Source organism: Pedobacter polysacchareus, assembly GCF_019802255.1.
Taxonomy (GTDB): domain Bacteria; phylum Bacteroidota; class Bacteroidia; order Sphingobacteriales; family Sphingobacteriaceae; genus Pedobacter; species Pedobacter polysacchareus.
The window spans coordinates 108,798-129,099 of the sequence record NZ_JAHYSS010000005.1; the positions used below are offsets into that span (position 1 = coordinate 108,798).

Annotated in this window: 16 protein-coding genes and 1 tRNA gene; 12 read left to right on the top strand and 5 right to left on the bottom strand. The window is 37.1% G+C overall.

Features of this window, described 5'->3' with window-relative positions; all coding sequences use genetic code 11:
• Nucleotides 1-361: 361 nt before the first annotated feature.
• The 8 genes from K7X70_RS15125 (at nt 362) to K7X70_RS15160 (ending at nt 9,703) form a co-directional block, all read left to right on the top strand.
• Nucleotides 362-3,016, top strand: a complete 2,655-nt coding sequence (locus tag K7X70_RS15125) for an ATP-binding protein (RefSeq protein ID WP_222537846.1) — start codon at nt 362-364, stop codon at nt 3,014-3,016.
• Complete coding sequence (locus K7X70_RS15130) at nt 3,009-5,270, top strand: hypothetical protein (RefSeq protein WP_222537847.1); 2,262 nt, start codon at nt 3,009-3,011, stop codon at nt 5,268-5,270. Before K7X70_RS15125 ends, K7X70_RS15130 begins: the two co-directional genes overlap by 8 nt.
• On the top strand, nt 5,260-6,429 hold the full coding sequence (locus K7X70_RS15135; protein WP_222537848.1) for a DNA cytosine methyltransferase: 1,170 nt from the start codon (nt 5,260-5,262) through the stop codon (nt 6,427-6,429). The genes K7X70_RS15130 and K7X70_RS15135 overlap by 11 nt, the downstream gene beginning before the upstream one ends.
• Before the next feature lie 47 nt (nt 6,430-6,476).
• Nucleotides 6,477-7,235 carry a hypothetical protein gene (locus tag K7X70_RS15140; protein ID WP_222537849.1) on the top strand — a complete coding sequence of 253 codons (759 nt, stop codon included), beginning with the start codon at nt 6,477-6,479 and terminating at the stop codon, nt 7,233-7,235.
• 105 nt (nt 7,236-7,340) lie between these two features.
• Nucleotides 7,341-7,607, top strand: coding sequence for a helix-turn-helix domain-containing protein (locus K7X70_RS15145; RefSeq protein ID WP_222537850.1), 267 nt, complete (start codon nt 7,341-7,343; stop codon nt 7,605-7,607).
• Nucleotides 7,604-7,915 (top strand): hypothetical protein, encoded by a 312-nt coding sequence (locus tag K7X70_RS15150; RefSeq protein WP_222537851.1) that lies wholly within the window; start codon nt 7,604-7,606, stop codon nt 7,913-7,915. Before K7X70_RS15145 ends, K7X70_RS15150 begins: the two co-directional genes overlap by 4 nt.
• Before the next feature lie 220 nt (nt 7,916-8,135).
• Nucleotides 8,136-8,708 carry a BfmA/BtgA family mobilization protein gene (locus K7X70_RS15155; protein WP_222537852.1) on the top strand — a complete coding sequence of 191 codons (573 nt, stop codon included), beginning with the start codon at nt 8,136-8,138 and terminating at the stop codon, nt 8,706-8,708.
• A 2-nt stretch (nt 8,709-8,710) separates the two neighbouring features.
• The gene (locus K7X70_RS15160; protein WP_222537853.1) at nt 8,711-9,703 is read left to right on the top strand and encodes a DUF5712 family protein; all 993 of its coding nucleotides are present in this window, start codon (nt 8,711-8,713) and stop codon (nt 9,701-9,703) included.
• Nucleotides 9,704-9,839: 136 nt separating this feature from the next.
• Here the strand turns inward: K7X70_RS15160 and K7X70_RS15165 are convergent, their stop codons facing one another.
• The 3 genes from K7X70_RS15165 to K7X70_RS15175 form a co-directional block, all read right to left on the bottom strand.
• Nucleotides 9,840-10,112: a hypothetical protein gene (locus K7X70_RS15165; protein WP_222537854.1), complete on the bottom strand. Its 273-nt coding sequence runs from the start codon at nt 10,110-10,112 to the stop codon at nt 9,840-9,842.
• Between the two features lie 108 nt (nt 10,113-10,220).
• Nucleotides 10,221-10,499, bottom strand: a complete 279-nt coding sequence (locus tag K7X70_RS15170) for a hypothetical protein (RefSeq protein ID WP_222537855.1) — start codon at nt 10,497-10,499, stop codon at nt 10,221-10,223.
• A 19-nt stretch (nt 10,500-10,518) separates the two neighbouring features.
• Nucleotides 10,519-11,832 carry a hypothetical protein gene (locus K7X70_RS15175; RefSeq protein ID WP_222537856.1) on the bottom strand — a complete coding sequence of 438 codons (1,314 nt, stop codon included), beginning with the start codon at nt 11,830-11,832 and terminating at the stop codon, nt 10,519-10,521.
• A gap of 380 nt (nt 11,833-12,212) precedes the next feature.
• Here K7X70_RS15175 and K7X70_RS15180 point away from each other — a divergent pair, with 380 nt between their 5' ends.
• Nucleotides 12,213-12,464, top strand: a complete 252-nt coding sequence (locus K7X70_RS15180) for a helix-turn-helix domain-containing protein (RefSeq protein ID WP_368388864.1) — start codon at nt 12,213-12,215, stop codon at nt 12,462-12,464.
• Between the two features lie 360 nt (nt 12,465-12,824).
• Here the strand turns inward: K7X70_RS15180 and K7X70_RS15185 are convergent, their stop codons facing one another.
• Both K7X70_RS15185 and K7X70_RS15190 read right to left on the bottom strand, forming a co-directional pair.
• Complete coding sequence (locus K7X70_RS15185; RefSeq protein ID WP_222537858.1) at nt 12,825-14,048, bottom strand: site-specific integrase; 1,224 nt, start codon at nt 14,046-14,048, stop codon at nt 12,825-12,827.
• 248 nt (nt 14,049-14,296) lie between these two features.
• Nucleotides 14,297-14,386, bottom strand: a tRNA-Ser gene (locus K7X70_RS15190).
• 479 nt (nt 14,387-14,865) lie between these two features.
• On the opposite strand from K7X70_RS15190, the gene K7X70_RS15195 reads away from it, so the two are divergent.
• The 3 genes from K7X70_RS15195 to K7X70_RS15205 all read left to right on the top strand — a co-directional run bounded on the left by K7X70_RS15195 (nt 14,866) and on the right by K7X70_RS15205 (nt 20,280).
• Nucleotides 14,866-15,429, top strand: a complete 564-nt coding sequence (locus K7X70_RS15195) for an RNA polymerase sigma factor (RefSeq protein ID WP_222537859.1) — start codon at nt 14,866-14,868, stop codon at nt 15,427-15,429.
• A gap of 64 nt (nt 15,430-15,493) precedes the next feature.
• Nucleotides 15,494-16,630 (top strand): FecR family protein, encoded by a 1,137-nt coding sequence (locus K7X70_RS15200; protein WP_222537860.1) that lies wholly within the window; start codon nt 15,494-15,496, stop codon nt 16,628-16,630.
• A 233-nt stretch (nt 16,631-16,863) separates the two neighbouring features.
• Nucleotides 16,864-20,280, top strand: coding sequence for a SusC/RagA family TonB-linked outer membrane protein (locus tag K7X70_RS15205; protein ID WP_222537861.1), 3,417 nt, complete (start codon nt 16,864-16,866; stop codon nt 20,278-20,280).
• Nucleotides 20,281-20,302: the final 22 nt, after the last annotated feature.

Consider the following 20,302-nt stretch of genomic DNA (forward strand, 5'->3'; position numbering starts at 1 on the left):
TACGATTCCAGGCTTTTTGTATGGTTTTGATGACCATTTCAGCGGAGAGTGGGGGAACTGTACCCATGGTTAAAAACCCGCTTTAATATGGCGTCTGGATGGTTTGTGATTATTGACTCACCGAATCACTCACCGATCTTGTTTCTTTTGTAGATGCAAATGCTATAAATTAAATTTAGATATAATTCTGTTAAAATCCAAAGGGTAAGGATTATATGAGAGGTAAAGTTTCGTACATATAATCATAATGTATTTTTATGATGCCTTAAAACTAAAATAAAAAACAAGTTATATATTTTTAGCTGCTTTTGCTACTTTAATTTACTTAAGTTTACCTTTTAAAGATTTTTATCTAAATTTTATGAAGTTCACTTATAATCCCAGGATTTTAAGACATCTCGGGTATGAATTAATTACGTCTGACGAAATTGCTATTACGGAATTGATAAAAAATTCATATGATGCGAAAGCGGAAAATGTGTTTATACAATTTCTCTCCTCCCTAGACAATTTTGAAATAAATAAGTCTAAGGCATCTATTCCTTCCATCATTACAAAAAGAATAGAAAATTTAAATCCAGATGGTATTGTTGTGATTGAAGATGATGGTAAAGGAATGGCGTATGAGATTTTAAGGGATGGTTTTTTTGAAGTTGGATCGACATTGAAAAAAGTTGAGAAGAATGATTCAGAGGATGATCCAGATGAGGATAACTTAATCTTAGGTGACAAAGGAATTGGGAGACTAGCTGCGCAACGTATAGCACCTATATTGATAGTAGAGAGTTTAGCAGATGGGCATCAAATAATAAACGTTATTGAGGTTGATTGGGAAGAGTTCATTACAAATAGTGAGTTTGATGCTCCTGAATGGCAGGAAGAGTGCTTAAGCTGCAAAAGCTATACAAGGCTATGGTTAATTGGAAATGATAAAATTCCAGTTGATATTCATAGATATAGTGAAATTAAAAGAGAATACGAGACGGATTTATTTGGAAATGCTGGTAAAAGCCTTGGCGAAAAGTTAGTTGTCAAAAGTGAGTTACAGACAGCTTTAGGCTTCTTATATTCCCCCTTTGAGGAAAAGAAGAGCGTTATCAATATTGATATCTCCGTAGATGGAACACCTGTCAAACTTGATTTCAATTATCAGGCCCTTGGGGTAGCCGAATCGATTCATTCTTTCAAATCTACTACGATTTTTGATGAAGAAGGTAAATTAGTCGATTTGAGATTTGATTTAAAACTTGAAATACGTCCTTGGTTCATTGAAAGGATTCATCATAGAGAGCTTGGAAGTGTTCTGTATCAGGACTGGAAACGATCGCCATCTGAATATCAAAAGTTTTTTAAAAAGTATGAGCCTGAATATAAACTGAATCTTTCTGAAAGTTTTCTGTTATCGGAGGTATTAGAAAAATGGAAAAAGAAAGATATTGATAGTGTCAAGGACGGCTTTTTAAATGCGCTTTTAAAACTATCTCCAATTGAAGGTAAAATATATTCATTCAAGAGAGATAATACACTGATGAGCTTAGCAAGGCGCTCTGCGGTAGAAAATGGATATATTGATGCCTCAACAAGAGTTAATTATGATATCCGTCCTTTTTTAGATGCTAACAACGGAATAAAATTGTACAGAAATTCTTTCAGGATTGCTACTATAGGTAACCGTGATAATGATTGGCTCGAATTGCAACAAAAGCGAACGTCTGGGCAGCAATTTTACAGGTTTGAATTAGGTAATGTGGTTGGCTTTATTAAAATTAACGACAAAAAACAGGAGTATATTTACGAAACCAGTTCTAGAGAGCATCTTACCCAAAATATCTATGCAGAATCTTTGCGGATAACATTAAATGAAATTCTTGAAATTTTCTCTCCTAGTTTTTCTAAACTAGCAGTTGAATTAACCAAGCGGTTTTTGACCTTGGAACCAGGTTGGATACCTGAGAATAACGAAGAAGAAATCCAAAATGAAGTAGATAAAGCTAAGGAGGTATTTGAAGCTGCCAGAAAGAATCTTGGTGCAATTAAAGAAGCAATAACTGCAATAAAGGACAACATCGATCTCGATTCTGAAGATAAAATTGCTTCTGTAAAGAGAGTGTTTGAAAAGCTTGAGCCGGTTGCGCTCAATTTTGAACAAAATATAGACGATACTACTAGATCCTTGAAAAGCGCTAATCAATTATTGGAAGTAGCTAAACAAGAGCAGGTAAGAATAAAAACAGAGGCCTATAATAATTACAAATTGATGGCTAATGGGTTGGTTACAGAAATAATCACCCATGAACTTCATTCTCTATTGAGCAGTTCTGAAGAAGAGGAGAGAAAGTATGATGAACACTTCAGTTTTCTTGAAAACTACTTTCTTGAAAATGAACTTTTTGAAATTAATAAGTTGCATTTTCTTCCTGTTAAAAAGAAATTTGAACATCTGTTCAAAAAAATGGGTGATTTGGATAAATTTTATTCTTTTCTTGATAAGACATTTATCAAAAATGAAGGTAATAGGGCGTTGATACCGACCGATGTAAAAAGCGAACTAGATATTATTATTGAAAGATTCAAATTTCGACTGAAAAGACATAAAGTTGAGGTCAATATTTCCGGTGTAACTAATATTTGGGAAGTTCCGAAGGGTGCACTATTACATGTATTTTATAATCTTATAGACAATTCTATATACTGGATTAGACAGCGTCAAAAAATTTCAAAAACTAATATTAAATACGAAAGATCAAAACTTGATTCTATTATAATTAAGTCGACCTCTCCAAATACACTACAGTTTCATGATACTGGAATTGGTGTATTGGATAGGTATCAGCATATTCTTTTCAATGAATTAGTGTCAGGCAAGGAAGATGGAAGAGGTATGGGACTGTATATTGTTAGGCAATTTTTGAAATCCTTCGGTGGCGATATAGAACTGTTGCCTATGAGAAACGAATATGGCAATCGATATATTTTTGAAGTTCGTATAAATCAATTTATTGAAGACAATGAGTAAATTATTAGAGCTTATAAAAACTCTTAGAGCCTTTACAATTCTTATTATTGAGAATGAATTTAGCTATGTTGAAAATCCCAAACTAATTTTGGGTAAATGCATTAAGCTTACTGACGAGAATTTTTTTTATCTTCTTACAGACCTTGAGGAAGCTGGATTCTCTGAGATTTCGGAACAGTTAAAGATTTTTAATAAAAAATGGTTAGAAGTTCCTAATCTAGACATGGCCGAATTTGAAAAGATTGGATTGGACTATCCCGATTTTTTTTTAAAAAAAATAGGCCACCAAGAAATAATTAATGAGCCTTTGGCAATTCTTACAAAAAAAATTGCTGATGATAATGATGATTGTGTAAAATCAATCTTTCTTAAGAACGGAATATATATTGACGAAGCTGTTCCAAAGTATAGAGAAATACTTACACTCTTCAATTCAATTAAAGAATGTAGGGTAATAATTAAAAAAGAAAGGCCAACTGTAGGGGAGTGGGATAATTTTAAATCCCAGATTGAAGGAGCTTTATTACATTCTAGAAGCCATTTTTGCTTATCAATAATAGATAAAAGCTTGGGAGGTGGAGGAAATGAAGGGAAGGAGTTCATTAAAGAGCTAATCGAAGCACACAAAAATGATGAGCGATTTAAACATATATGTTGTTTGTATACGAGTACAGCAGCATCGGTATTACCAGAAAACTATGATGACTATTTTATACAAGAAATTTCCAAGAATAGTGAAGATAGTATTACGGACATTGTATCAGCTTTAGCCCAATCTGCATACGCTGAGGTTTTTAATTCATTACGAATAAAAACAATTGCAAGTGCAGAGCACACCTTAAAAATAGTACTTAAAAATCAAAAAAACATTAAATATATAATTGACAAATCACATGAAGAGGGTATTCCGGCCTATGACTCTATAAAGTACTGGAATGAACTTTCTATTCAGAATGACTTTGACGATAGAGAAGTAAATGATTTTAAATTTATAGCGAGTTTAACTTCTTTCTTTAATAAAGACTATTTAGTTGACCATCCACATCTTTCACAAGTCAGTAAAGAATTAAAAAAAATCAATACTTATGAGCTTTTCGATTACAATATAAATAAAAAACATTTACCTATCGCCCCAGGGGATATATGGGAAGCGAATGGAGAATACTATATACTTGTAGGGCAGTTGTGCGACCTGCTTTTAAGAAAAGAAACTAATGAAAGAAATGCACGCATTGGTGAACTTTTCAAAATTGAATTTGGCAAGCCGCAAAAACACAAATATGAAATCGTTATAAATAATGGTAAAAAATCGATTTTTATTGATAATTTCAATGACTTTACTGACAAACTTAAAACTATCCGAATAGATATCTCAACACCAAATATATTTTTCGCTGATTTGAAGGTTTTAGATTTAGCAATGTATAATGAAAAAGGGGCATGTGACATTGATCCACTTTTAGAACTGGACGAAACCACGAAACAGATATTGCCAGCAAATAGAGATATCTATTTTCACAAACTGAAAAATGAATATAAAAATTTGGGAATGGTTAATGTTAGGCAACTATTAAATGCTTTGGATGGGTCAGATCCTATAGATTTCTCAAGATTGAAGTTTCAAAGGACAGGTAATGTAATTTCGCACGGTTTGCAAAGGATATGTAGATTGAAAGGACGATATTTTGATTCATTGTATAATAACTACCTGAATAATAAGGGCAGAGTTGATCTTAACTTAATCGATAATGCTTCAGAAACTTCTGATCTAAAAATAATTAACTATCAATTTGGAAATAATTCACAGTCAAAAAAGAATATCGAATTGAATGTATATTATAGTAAAGCAGGTATTTATTTGCTCAAAAAAGAGCTACTATCAAAACTATCAAGTGAATTTCATGAATTAGTAAATTATTTTGATGATGAAGTCCAAATTTCAGATAAAAAATATGCAGAAATAATAGAGAGTGAAGATGGATCTTTAGAGATAAAATTCAGATATCGGATTGATGATAAGACATTGGTTGAAGTAAGTGTGGAAGAATTTGACTTTAGATATCTTTTCAAAAATAATCAAAATCGTTATAAGGGAAAAGAATTTTACATATCTGAAAGTAAAGATGATACAAGGTCATTCTCAACAAGTAAAATACACATTAATGACCTGTTATCCGGGATAGTTATTCCAGAAATTAAAGAGAAGGTTAGTATAATGAATGGACTTTTAAAAATAGAACAAATTGAAGAATAAAACTTTTGACATTTTATCGCTTTTTTCCGGTGGCGGCTTTTTAGACATTGGATTTGTTAATAATGGATTTCAGGTACTGGAAGCAATTGAAATCCAGCCATACTTTATTCAGGCATATAATGCTGGTCTCGGCAACTATTTTAAACATACTAATAATTATTACATTAAGAATAACTTAGTCAAGCATAATGAGATTACTAAGTCTACTGATGCCTCTTGTTCTAAGGAACAGCAGCGGCTTCAACAGAATTACAAACAAATATCTGGAATCATAGGTGGGCCACCTTGTCAAGATTATTCCGTAGGTGGGAAAAACGGAGGAATTGAAGGAGAACGGGGGCGTTTAATAAATAGTTATTTTACCATTATTAAGAAACTAAGGCCAGATTTTCTATTCTTTGAAAATGTTGGGGGTCTTTACAAAACTAAAAAGCATAGAGTATCGTTTGATGCCTTTGTCAGAAGTATTGAGGATGAGGGCTATTATGTGTGGCATGATTTACTTAATGTTCTGGAGTATGGATATCCTCAAGACAGGCCAAGAATTGCGTTGGTTGCTTTCAAAAAAGCGATTGGCGATAGGCTCCAAAAAGCAGGTTATTCCTTGGAATTTGATAATAATATATTGAAATTTAAACACACTGAAAAATTAGCATTCAGGTGGCCTAAACCGCTTTACGAAAACCCCAAGAAATTAAACTGGCCAATAAAGTGGAAATTTGGAAATGAAATGAAGGACTACCCCTTGAATGAGAATAGTCGACTCTTTGTAGAAAGTGTATTAAGTGACCTGACAGAAGAGGATCCCAATCAATGCGAATATTTTGTCCCAAGATCTACACGTTTTACCCAAATCGATGAAGGAGATACAAATCGGAAGTCATTTAAACGTCTTCACCGATTCCGGTATAGTCCTACTGTGGCTTACGGTAATAACGAAGTTCATCTCCATCCTACAAAGCCTAGACGTCTAACAGTAAGAGAGGGGTTGAGATTGCAGACTGTACCCGACGAATATGTATTGCCGGCCAACATTCCCTTAACACATAAATTTAAATTGATCAGCAATGGAGTACCAACAGCCAAAGCGGAGTTGATAGCCAAAGAAATACGGCGTACACTTGTTAATTTTCTAAAATGCCAGCAAAATAATGACTGATATATGAGATGGTAACTTCTGTTTTTAGATAGGTAAGTTTTTATGTTATGAAATCAAGTTATTTCAAACCCCGCAAGTTATTCGATTTTTTTCCTCATCCTTATGATGTTGGTAATATAATTGGGGCTTGGCGAAAATATGAGGACAACCATTTTTTGAAGAAACTCTATAAGGTCAGTGACGATGAGTTTGACGCATTTTACAAATATCATCTGTTATATCGTATAGAAAATCAAGTTTGCAGCGATGAGGTTTTCTTTTTTAAGGTATGGGGGGTCGTTGAAGATAGAATCAAGAACTTGAAAGCGAAAGATCCTTTTTCTAGCTATCACGACAGATATATATTTAGGATCGAAAAATTACAGCAATTCCAGAAGTACTTGAATAGCATTGACCAATGGAATGCAAGGCCATCACATATCGTTATTGCTGAAAAAGAAGAGTTGATTCAGCGGCAAAAGGAAGAAATTCAAAAACTCATGACCCGATTATCTGAACTTAATGAATACGAGGTCTTACAGAAAATCAGTATAGAAGATAATGCCCTTCCAACTTTGGTTGATTTGCTTAAACAAATGAGTCAATTGACTTTGCCATCAGGCAGAGACTTCTTAGCCTGTGATAAAAAAAGTCCATATTCCAAAATGATCAGCAAATATTTTTCGCAGGATGGTAAAGATATTCCGCTGGAAACTTCACGCAATTATTTTGTCGAGAAGAAAGGGGATGTACCCATAAAAGGAACAGCAGTACGCAAAGAACACCAGCTGTTTGAAATCATCCCTGTAAAAGAGGTTAAAAAATAGCAACAGGTTTCATATCTGTATATGACCGATACAAATCGATGGTCATTATTTATCTGTTCTCCCATCTGACATTTGCTACCATAAACTTAAAAACGGAGGTAAATTATGCAGATCGAGATTCTCAGCAAGGAAGAATTGCTAAAGTTCAAGTCCGAACTTATTCAGGAGATTAAACAAGCCATCAAATCAGATGATGCACCAGCAAAACAATGGCTTCGGAGTTCAGAAGTCAGAACACTATTAAAGATTTCATCCGGTACACTACAAAACCTGCGGATCAAAGGCATTCTGCCTTATGAAAAACTAGGAGGCATCTTTTACTATGCCCATTCTGATATTGTCCAGTTGTTAGGTGAAATCGGGAACTCATGATGGATACCGGAAACAGACTCAGCAGTTTTTTAAAACTTGCCAGCAAGCAGAAGCGCTTCCATCAATCACACCTAAGCTTATATTCAGCTATACTGATGTTCTATTCTCAGGGCTTGTGTCAAAATCCTTTCAGGATATCCAGAAGCAAGCTGATGAAGCATTCGGCTATCCATTCCTTTGCCACTTACCACAAGTGCATGGATGATTTTGTGACAGAAGGCTTCCTTGATTACGAACCTTCCTATCATCCCAAGCTAGGTAGTCAGGTCACTTTGTTAAATGACCATGATGCAGGGGCGGATGGTTAGGCTCATTACATTCAAGTCCTTTTCCTTTTTCAGGAAAAGGAGCAAGCAGGAATTGGGCAGTAGCCCTATTCTATGCTCGTATGCGTTGCAAACGGGCTTGTAAGAATCCTCCGAGGATTCTTTGGCCTCCGGCAGGTAGCAAGGGGGCAGAAAAAGGAATGTTCACCAGGGTGCCGATGTTAAATGAATATAACACTGCACGCTTTTAAATCAAAACAAGATGCAAGAAGAACAATTCAGAACGGTGAAATACTCACTAGCGGTAGACCTGAAATTTGACAAGATTGCCCTGAAATTAGGGAGAGCTAAAAGACTTCTGTTCATTCAGATGGTAGAATACTTCTACCGAAATAAGAAAGACCCTGCTGATTTTAATGATGAGTTATTAAAGAATACCCTGCTCAAACAGCATCAACAATACATTGGCTTTATCAAAGTGCAGGAGTCGGAGTATTTTGATCCTATAAGGGTAGAGATAAACCGGATGGCTGAACGTCAAAGGAACCTCCTGAATCTTTTTAATACCCAGGTACTGAAATCAAACGAACAGTTGTTCCAGAATCAAAATGAGATGCTCAGTCAGCAACAAATGCAAATAGCGAAGTTTAGTCAAACTGATTCGCTGATCGCAAGGGTAGAAGTAAAGCTGTATACCAAGGAAAGGCTGAAACAGGAGTTTGCCATTATTCTGGAAAACTATGTTAAGGCTAGGGAGGCTTTGGGACTCATGTTCTCTGGCAAGGAAAAAGAGGCACTGCTCACCAAGGTGATGGCACAAGTTAAGGGATTGTAGTTATGTACCTAAATATCTCAGACAGCAGTACAGCGAATAACAAAGGCAGTAGTGGTACACTTGTTCATTATTTGGAAAAGGAAAACAGGGTCTTAGAACTGGAAAACCCTGAACATTGGTTTAACCAAAAGCATTCCGATATAGAGCCTTATGAAGCTCGCAGGACGATTGATCAGAATATAGCCAAGCTCAGTAAAACTGATGCCAAGTTTTTTCTAATCAATATCAGTCCCAGCCAGAAGGAGATTGCTCATCTAAAAGCGTGTTATGGGGCAGAGGGTGCAAAAACTCAGCTCAAAGCGTATGCAAAAAAGGTGATGAATGAATATGCGAAGAATTTCAATCGTGAAGGGATTAACAGTAGTAAAGATCTGGTCTGGTTTGCCAAACTGGAAAACCACAGATATTACAGTTACAAAGACAAAGAAGTCAAGGAGGGAACCAAAAAGCGGGGAGAGCTGAAGGCAGGAGATCAGATGCACGTTCAGGTGATAGTCAGCAGGAAAGATGCAAGTAATAAAATTAAGCTGAGTCCGATGAACAATTCCAGAGGAAAGAACGTAGAACATTCCAAAAAGCTAGGTCAATTTGACCGGATGAAATTCAAACAGTCCGGTGAAACCTGTTTTGATAAGTTCTTTGATTTTGACAGAAAGCTAAGTGATACATTTGCCTACGCTAAAATTCAAAAGAACGGCACTTTTGCACAACGAATGCAATTAAGTACTTTGGTGCAGGGATCGGCAGTCAACGTTGATTCCAAATATTTGGCTAGAGAGTTGATTCAAGGGGTAGCGGAAGGCAGGTTTTTAAGTGCCACCACGATGCTGGAAAGTGTCGGAAAAACAGCAGGAGATTTTATGAAAATCCTATTGGCACCTGTTTCCCAAGGATTGGCAATAGGGGGTAGTTCTGATGGATTATCTGTGAGACCGAAAAAGAAGAAAAAAAAGAAAGGCCAACAACAGGAGCAGGAATTGCAAATAAGTCGTTAACAGGCAGGGTGTCTTTGCAGGAGTAGCTTCCCCCGCTCAAGGAGTGGCCTGCAAAATACCCTGCCCGCTTTGGCCTTTGCACAATTTTGCGGGGGGATTTACGGAAAAAGACAGTGGACTAAAAAAGGAAGGAGGCCTACTGATCAAGGTGCATTGCTTTTAAACTTCCAGAAGTTGGATTCTGATAGGCCAGCGTGCCTTGTTCAAATTCAAAGAGTTGTTCCATAAGTACTACTTTTTCGTATGGAATATCCTTGCTTTCCTCTATTAGAATCTTCCGGTAATTGTGAAAGGTGTTCATGGAAATTCCCAGCAGTTCTGGGAGCAGAATCATCGCTTTACGGTATTGCAATATGTTTAGCGCATGTAAATACTCATTGATTCTGTATTTGGTGATTGGCTTGTTCATGATCTTTGATTTTTAGAGGGGTTAATAATCATTGGATATTGGAAGCAGACCATTTTTAGCAGATCAAGCTATAAAAATGCAAGGAAAAAAATGGTCTTTCCTTTGAGCTTAATTGGTGCTTTCAAGACGTTGTTTTTCTATCTGAATAAAGGAAGCGTTTAAAAAACCAATCAGCTGGGTATAAAACAAGAGCATACCAATAGTCTGATTGCTGTCGTATTCTGCGGTATGGTATGTCCATCCTTTATACAGTTCCCAGACCAGATCCCTGCATTCGTGAATAGGGGTATTGTCGAAGAATTCAGTGAGTAAATTTTCAGGATTTTGCAGTTCATCATCGGACAAACGTGCAGGCTGGTAATCCAGCTTTCTTAGGATTTCTTGCATGGTGATTGTTTTATGGGTTTTAATTGGACAGTTCTTTAGTAGTCGCTTTCTTAAATTCATATAAGCTTTCCAGTTGGCTGATGAAATCATGAAACTGCGGACTGTAATGTTTTTTAAGTACGCAAATGCTGAAATGGCGTGCTTCAAAAAATGCGCTGAGTTGGTAATCCGCCAAAGTGCCCAGCAGATAAAGTTTCATTGGTTCTTTTAAGCCACGTAGGAAAAATACAGGGTTTTGTGTCTCTGGTACTAAGGTTTTATTCCCAATGCGAAAGCGCATCTTTAATTCATAGTAGTCACCTTTATCCAGCCATTGAAAGTAAATCTCAGGGATTTCTTTGGCAAATACGCAGGGGATTAAGTACTTCTTAAATGGTTTTGGTTCCAGATTTTTCATGCCATAGGTCATGAAATAATGGGTGTAGGCTTGTGATTCAAGCATAGGATATGCCTCTTGCCATAAATAGAAAAGCTGATCTCTTCTTTCCATATTTTGATGGTGGATTTCGCGTTTTTCTGCCTTAGTATGGCGGAATTGTGTGTTTTGCATCTCAGCAAGCGCCTTCATTTTTACCAGTAGCGGATGGAGTTGGACTTGGATAGGGCTGTACTGCGGTTCTGCTGAAACTTCGGCATCTTTAATGAAATAGGAATAGCTTTTTATGGTTTCTTTATTCTTGCCGATTTTTCCAAGGTAAGAGATCAGAAAAGGGTAATGGTTCGGACGGTAGGGAGCAAAAGTGGTGTCGGCGAGACAATACCCGATCACACAATTGCTTGCGGAAATATCGGTCTGCGTAATTGGGAATCTCTTTGTGCGGGCAGGGTAAAGGGTATCTTTAAACGGATAGTAAAGTTTGGACTCCGGTTTATAGAAATAAGAATATTGCGCTTTTAGCCCAACGTTCATTCCCCATCTGTCGTTGATGACATTAAGGTATTTGCTTTTACCAGTTTTGGGATGAAAGAAATCCGGCCAGTAAAACTCTTTAAAATCACATTCTCCGCTATGGTTCATTAAATCCTGTAAGGCGTAATAAGCATAACGGCTGAGATAGCTTTCGCTGGTGTCTACACTACAGCCGACCAGTAGTTCAGTTGGTTTGACCTGTAGATACACCATTTCTTCTTTCTCCTCCCCAAGCGTAATCCCAATAGTGAGAATCTCGCTCTGAAAGGAGATTTTCCTTTGTTTGATGTACAGAAATGGCTTTCTGGTTCTCCTGAATGCAGAATGCCTGTTTAAAGTTTCCAGACTGAGTATTACAGTCCCTTTTTCCAGCGGAAGATGAAAAAAGTCGATGCCCTGAGGCAGTAATTGTTGCATTTCCATATTTGATCTTATTTAATTTCTCATTAAATAAGCCTTAGATAAGTGGGATGCCGGAAATAAAATAAGGCTGGTAACTCACTTAGTCTAGTGTAACACGGCTCTGACAAAGCCACCTTCTCTTTCGAAAAGGTTCCCACAAAAGACATAAGCGAGCACCAGCCCTATATCAAATATAGGGTTTTGGTTGCTCAACTTAGACTCGCGGGGTTAAACTGTCAGATTTAGTTGCGAGGCTTGTAAAGCAATTCCTTGTCACCGATTTTAGAACTGCAAATTTTTAGTTTCTTCGTTCATTTTTTAGTTAATCTAATGTAAGAACAAAAACCTGTAATAGCAAATTTGCTATTAATATATTTACTTTATAACTGTCTATTTGTTTGGTGAAGTATTTAAAAGACGAAGAATTTATTAAGAAGTTTGGACAGAAGTTAAAACAAGTCCGTGAAGGGCAGGGGATTTCTCAGGAACAATTTTCCTTGCTTACGGATATATCGCAAAGCCAGATTGCAAGAACCGAACTGGGACAGGTAAATACCAGTATTAGCCATGCTTCCACTTATGCGAAGTTTCTCAAAATTAATCCGATGGAGCTTTTCGATTTTTCTGATCTAAAAGTAAAAGACAAAAAATAGCCATAAAATGTAAAGCGGAAATGATCCTCCGATCATTCCCGCTTTATCTAAATTAACGCTCTCATATATAAAGACGCTCAAGTGTGCTTGTATATTGTGTGGCACTAAAATTAAAATAAGAAAATCACAATGTCTAAGTATCAAATTGTTGGAATAGTATTAGTCTTTTTGGGTATTGGGATGTTTTTGTATGGGGTGTCATTGTTTACCTATCAAGGTCCTCCGTTAAGCTCTTTTGAAATTAAAATGGGAGAATATTCCTTTGTCTTATGGCTTCCAACAATTATTATAGGTATCTGCCTGCTCTTTATTAGAAAAAAGTAGTTAGATGATTACTGATGAGATTTTCGTCTATGATAGCTAAATTAAATCAGCATAAACCTTCTTTAGTAAAGCCATATCTTTTCCCACTTTTATATCCAGCATTTTTGCATAATGCTGTGTGGTCTGGATATTAGTGTGCCCCAGCATTTTCGATACGCTTTCAATAGGAACGCCATTGAGGAGCGTTACTGTAGTAGCGAAAGTATGCCTCGCAATATGAAAAGTAATCGGTTTATTGATGCCACAGAAATCAGCGATTTCTTTTAGGTAGCTGTTTGTTTTTTGATTGCTTAATACTGGAAGTATCATTCCCATATTCAAACACACTTTATTTTTAGCATAACGGTCTAATATATCTCCGGCCATCGGTAATAAAGGAATATGGGAAGGGAGGTTAGTTTTTTGCCTTTTTATGGAGATCCAATTCTCACCATCTATTCCAATTACAATATTATTATTCTTTAACTGCTTCACGTCAATATAGGAGAGTCCGGTATAGCAACAGAATAGAAATACATCTTTGACCTGTTCTAGTCGCTCAGTAGCCATTTTCTTATTGGCAATGGTCAGTAACTCTTCCTCGGTTAAATGCACGCGATCCAGTTTCCTAATGGTGTGTCGGTAACTCAACAGGGGGTTAGCGGTAAGATGTCCATTGGATAAAGCAATACGAATGATCTTTCCGAAGTTCTTCAAATACTTTACGGCAGAATTATTAGCGCATTTACGGACTGAGCGTAAATAATAATCATACTCAGCAATAAATTCATGATTCACCATGGCAAGCTCAGCATCATCAATTTTATACTTCCAGTTCAGGAACTCAACAGTGTGCTTTAAAGAAGTACGGTATCTTTCCATAGTTCCCTTACTAAATTCAGTGCCTACCAATGATTCCATCTTTCTGTTGTGCTCTTTGAATACTTCTAACAAAGTAGGACGGTCTTTCTCTTTCCCAAGAAATTTATCACGTAGCACCTGAGCAGTGATCTTTTGGTTTTCTTTTGTGAGTTGGGAATGTGCTTCGTGGATCTTGACCTGTAAATCGTCCAGATAGAAGTTGAATGATTTAACTGATTCTTTGTAGCCTTTGGCTCTTCCTAACCTTGGATTCCATTGTAGCGGATCAATGGATCTACCAGTAGTTACCTCAGACCTAGTTCCGTCAATAGTTATCCTTAGATAGATAGGGGAAATCGCGCCAGCTTGATAGTTTTTCTGTTTCTTCATGTAGAAGAGTAGGCTGAAATTAGTTTTCATAATGTTGCACATTAAAAAGTTAAACAAATTTAGCTTTGCTACTACTATCAGTCAAGATGTTGGATCATTTAACTAGTTCATTGTTAATGAGATAGACCCTATTCGGTGAGTACCTTAAATTACCTTCAACTACTCACCGAATGACTCACCAACTATATGTGAATTGATGCTTTATTTGGCTTTGGTCTTAAATGAAAAAACCCGCAAATCGTATGATTTGCAGGTTTTTTCGAAATCTAGTCACCTAGTGGCGGAGAGTGGGGGATTCGAACCCGCGGACCCTTTGACAAGTCAACAGTTTTCAAGACTGCCGCAATCGACCACTCTGCCAACTCTCCGGCACAAAAGTACGAACTCCAGTCAATTCTACAAATTATGATCGCTATTATTTAAAAGGATTTCCCTAATCAGCTAATCCTGAGTCTTTTTATTTTTCGTACTTGCATGATTTAACCCAATTCATTACGTATTTACTCGTTTTTGTAGGCTAAAACAGTGTCTAATCCCATGTTTGGGTGTTTTCTGTTAGTTATTTATTCATCTTTTCTGATATTGAACTTCGATAAGTTTAATTTATTTATGTTGCTTACGGATAAAAGTTGCCGGAAATGATCTTCTCCTCGGTTGTTTAGCACTGTCTTTTCAGGTGTAGTTTTTGGTTATAAAAATATCTAATTTTTTTTATTTTAGTTGTTTATTTTAATCTATGAGAAAATAATGTTTTAAAAAAATCTTGTTTCTTGATTTTTTCTGTTTTTTATCAGTATAAATAAAAGTTAGTAAGAAAAATATTACATTAGTTCTGGGGGATAATATCATGTCATTGCTTACTACTTATTCTGACCCAGAATTGGTCGCTTTATTGAGGTTGGGTAACAGAGCCGCATACACTGAGATTTATAAAAGATATACTGGGATTTTGTACAGTCATGCCTATTCAAAACTACAGAATCGTGAGGAGGCAAGAGACATAATTCAGGAATTGTTTACTGTGTTTTGGCATAAAAGAGAAAGTATTGCTATTGAAAACAACTTGTCTGGATATTTATATTGTGCTTTGAGAAACAGGATTCTTAATGCTATTTATCATAAGCAGGTGGAATCTACCTATTTTCTAACCATCCTGGATAATGTAGAAAGATTTGAATCTCCTACTGACCATCGTTTGCGGGAAAATGTGCTCACCGTACTCATAGAAAAAGAAGTTTCTTGTTTGCCGGAAAAGATGAGAGAAGTATTTGAACTCAGTCGGAAGCATAATTTATCCAGAAAAGAAATCGCTTTACAGCTTAACCTTTCCGAAAAAACTGTTAAGAATCAGATTAATAACGCTTTAAAGGTGTTGAGGCTGAAGATGGATGGTTTTTTTCTTTTTTTTTAATTTTCATCTGGGCCCTACCTTCTAGTTAAGTGTCTTGTTCTTTAATTAAGCGCAATTCCCTACTATGCAGAGTACTCAATTCAAAGAACTGTTAAGAAGATACCTTGCCAATCAGTGCTCATCAGCGGAAAAAGCTTTTGTGGAAAATTGGTATAACCAGCATACTATAGAAAATCATGAACCACTGACTGAAGTGGAATATGAGGAGGACATTACATTTATCCATGATCATCTGGAACAATCAGAGCAACAGCAAAAAAAACGACCATTATGGCCTCGAATAGCAGTGGCGGCTACTGTTTTATTCACCCTGGGGGTATCGTTATATTATTATTTTCCAGGAAAGCAAAGCTCTGCATACTCCAATGAAAGTATTCTAGATATAAAAGCTGGTACCGATAAAGCGATGCTGACACTCGCCGATGGATCTAAAATCAGTTTATCAGATGTTAAAGCAGGAGAAATTGCCACTCAATCCGGGTTAAAGATTTCCAAATCTAGTGATGGCCAGGTGATTTACACCTCTGCTCCAGCTGAATCTACAGCGAAGAACCTTAAATCGCCACAATTCAATACCATAGAAACCCCCAGAGGAGGCAAATTTCAAATCTTATTGCCCGATGGCAGCAGGGTTTGGTTGGATGCTGAATCCTCCCTAAAATATCCGGTGGAATTTGTTGGTGCTGAAAGAAAAGTAGAATTAACTGGACAGGCTTATTTTGAGGTCGCCAAAAAACAAGGCAAATCATTTAAAGTGGTCAGCGGAAAACAGGAACTGGAAGTGCTGGGAACTCATTTTAATATCAATGCTTATGCTAATCAACCCAATATCCTAACTACCTTATTGGAAGGAAGTGTGCGTCTAACTCTTAAAGGTGCAAATACGTCCGCACTCTTAAAGCCAGGACAGCAATCCTCACTGGAGGTAAAAGATTTCCAGATGAAAGAAGTTGATGTTGAAGATGCAATTGCCTGGAAAAGCGGTTTTTTTGCATTCGATAGGGATGATGTTCCTACTGTGCTGCATAAGCTGGAAAGATGGTATGATGTAGACATCAGTATTGAAGGAGAATTTGACCAGATTAAAATCGGAGGGACGATCTCCCGATCTAAAAGCCTTTCGGAAGTACTTAGGGTACTTCAGTTAACCAGAAAAATTAAATTTAAGACAGAAGGAAGGAGGATTATCGCTATGCCTTAAACTCTACTCTAAATGATGTATAAAGAAACCAGGAGCGTTGACGCGCCCCCGGGATCATATTGTGGGTCATTGCCGCTAATACATTGTATTAAACAAAGTTATCAACCAAACTGATGATGATGATACCGCGAAGTTGAACTCATCATCACGAACCCAAACTTACCAAATGTATGAAATTGTACGATTTTAATTCGTATAGGAATTCCTATATGAAAAATAAAATTCTTTTAACCATGAAACTTTCCATAGCTATGCTATTGTTGATTATGTTTCAGGTGAATGCTTCTACTTTAGCACAAAAGAAAGTTACATTGTCGGAAAGCAATGTAACGCTTGAAAAAGTCTTAAAATCAATAACCAAACAAACAGGTTATGACCTTGTATTTATTGCAACAGATATCTCTATAGCAAAACCTGTTACTATTCATGTCCGTGATGCCAGTCTGGAAGAAACGCTGGACCTCTGCTTTATCAATCAGCCATTTGAATACTCACTGGATACAAAAACATTGATTGTTCAGGAGAAAACAAAAACCAATCTGCAGACAAAAAAGAGCGTTGCTTTTTTGAGTATCTCAGGTAAGGTGCTTGATGAAACCGGACAAGGTCTTCCAGGAGCTTCTGTGAAAGAGATTGGCGGCACTAATGTGGCGCAGACAGATAGCAAAGGAGACTTTAAATTGAATGTTGCCGGACCTGAATCTTCAATTTCTATATCCTTTGTTGGATATGTAACCAAAACCTTAAAAGTGGGCTCAGAAAAAAGGTTCAATATCAAGTTAGAGCCGAATCCAAATTTATTGAAAGATGCAGTGGTGATCGGATACCAAACGGTTTCCCGTAGAACCTCTACTGCTGCAGTATCAACAGTCAAAGCGAAAGACATCGAAAACCTCCCTTCACCAAGTTTTGATCAGTTGCTGCAGGGAAGAGTGGCAGGGGTAAATATCCAGAATTATTCTGGTGAACCAGGGTCCAGGCCAACATTTACCGTTCGTGGAAATACAGCCATGAGCAGAACTGTGAATGCAGCAAATGCCCTCAGTAGTCCATTATTTATTATCGATGGCGTTCCAGTCTCTTATAATGATATATCCGGCTTCAGTGATGTGACCCAAACAAATTTTGTAGCCGGCATTAACCCCAATGATATTGAGAGCATAGATGTTTTGAAGGATGCAGCTTCTGCCTCTATCTATGGCTCCAGGGGTGCAAATGGCGTAGTAGTGATCAAAACTAAAAGAGGGAAAAATGGGGAGAAACCGCAGGTAAATGCGAATTTCTATACCGGATTATCGACCAGGGCACGAAGTGAAGTTTATTATGTAGGTGCGGAAGAACGCAGGTACAAAATGAATTACCTGACTTCTTTAGGAAATTATCAGCAGCTAAGCACGCTTCCGCTGCTGCTAACAGACAGTTTGAATCCAGCATTTAATAACAACACCGACTGGCAGGGACTTTTCTTCCAAACCGCGAGAATTTATAACGCTGATGCCTCTGCTTTTGGAGGTAGCGAAAATGTGAATTACCGCCTAAGTGGAAATTATTATAATGAAGAGGGAATTGTAAAGTCGACCGGCTTTAAGCGTTATAACCTCGCTGCAAATATGGGGTATAAAATGTCACCAAAATTGAACATCGACCTTTCCTTCCGCGCTTCCAGAACTGACAGATCCAGAGGAAGGGGAGTAATTCCTGATCCTAATGCAGATTATAGTAATCCGCTTCCGATCAATAGCGGCGCTTTTCCATCTTCCTTGTTTCAGCTTAGCCGGATGGATAGCCTGAATTTTATTGGTCAATATGACCTGGCAAAAGATAAGAACATCAATGATGACATTTCTACGAGTGTGACACTTTATTATGACATCACGCCAAAATTAAAATTGACCAGTCAGAGTTCATTATTACTCACGAACTCTAGTCGTGATTTGTTCAGACCAAGTGCTTTAGATGCAGATGGTGTATTTTATACTTATTCCATGAATTCTAAGTACCAGAATTTTAACATGGACAATTTCTTGAGCTATAACCTGGACATTAAGGATGATCATCACCTGAATTTTCTGGTAGGTAACACGATTAACTATATTAACGTAGGCTATTCAGGAGTGGGTGGATATGGAACAGGAAATAACTCTATTTCCACTGTCAATGGAATTAAACCCGGAAATTTTGATCTGAACTATACCAAATCAAATAATGCTGAAGCAGGAATGCTGTCTTTTTTCGGTCGTGTGAACTATGATTTTAAATCCAAATACTTATTGTCTGCTTCCATCAGAAGTGACGCTTCTTCTCGTTTCGGTAAAAACAACCGATGGGCTTATTTTCCAGCAGTTTCAGCAGGATGGATCATCTCTGATGAAGCTTTCATGTCTAAAACGAAATCCTGGATCAATATGCTAAAGATCAGAGGTAGCTTTGGAATCAGCGGTAATCTTCCTGATAATTTCTATGCCCCTTATAACTCCTATCTGGTGGGAAAAGCAGGTTTATACGATGGAAACAATATGTATACCTATAATGGGGTAACTGCGATTAATCATGATCCGGGGACAGTTACTCAGGATAACCTGACCTGGGAAAAGGCAGTGCAAAGTAATATCGGTATTGATGCCGACTTCTTTAATAACAGGTTACAAGTAGTTGCTGATGTGTACAACCGTGGTACGAAAGACATCTTTTTTAAGTTGAAAATGCCTTCCACCAGTGGCTACGATGAGGTGTTTACAAATTCAGTAGGGGTGCGCAACATTGGTTTTGAATTTAATATCTCAGGTAAAGTCTTCTCTCCAGAGAAAAGTTTCCAGTGGAATCCACGCCTGATTCTGTCCATGAACAGAAATCAGATCACTAAACTTCCAGATGGAAACCGTGATATTGTGATTGATTATAATGGTACAACCTATATCCTTTCAAAAGGCCGACCTATTAATGAATTCTATCAGGTGAAATCTAATGGTGTTTATGCTACGCAGGGAGACGTTCCTTTTGATCCGAGAACAGGTAATCTGATTACCTATTGGGATGGGTCAGTAGTAGCCGGTGCAGGTACTTATCGTTGGATCGATCAAAATGGAGATTATGATGTCTGGGATAGAAATGACCTGGTCAGAACAGGCGATCCAAATCCAAAAGTAACCGGTGGTTTCAGCAATACATTTAGTTATAAAAACTTCTCGCTAGAAGTGTTTACTTCCTTTGCCCTAGGTCGGGATGTATACAATACTTACGTGGCTTCGCTGCTGACCAATTATAAACAAATCGGTAATTTCTATGGACAGGGCTTAATTGACCTGAGCAAACTTTCCATCTGGCGCAATCCTGGTGATGTGGCCGATTATGCGGATGTCAACCCCTATAAAAGTTATTATTATCAGTTCAATACTTTTTCTTCTGCCTATATGGAAGATGGAAGTTATGCCCGTATCAAATACATAAACCTGGGATACAGATTCAAAAATGAATGGATGAAAAGAGCAAAAATAAGTGCTTTGCAGGTATATGGCATTGTGGATAATGTGTACACGTTCCAGAAATCAAATTTACCAGATGTAGAGGCTGTAGATGCACTCGGTATCTATAACGGAAACGGCTATCCTTTACCGCGCAAGTTTACTTTAGGATTTAGGGCGACATTTTAAACACCATTAGAACCATTTGAAG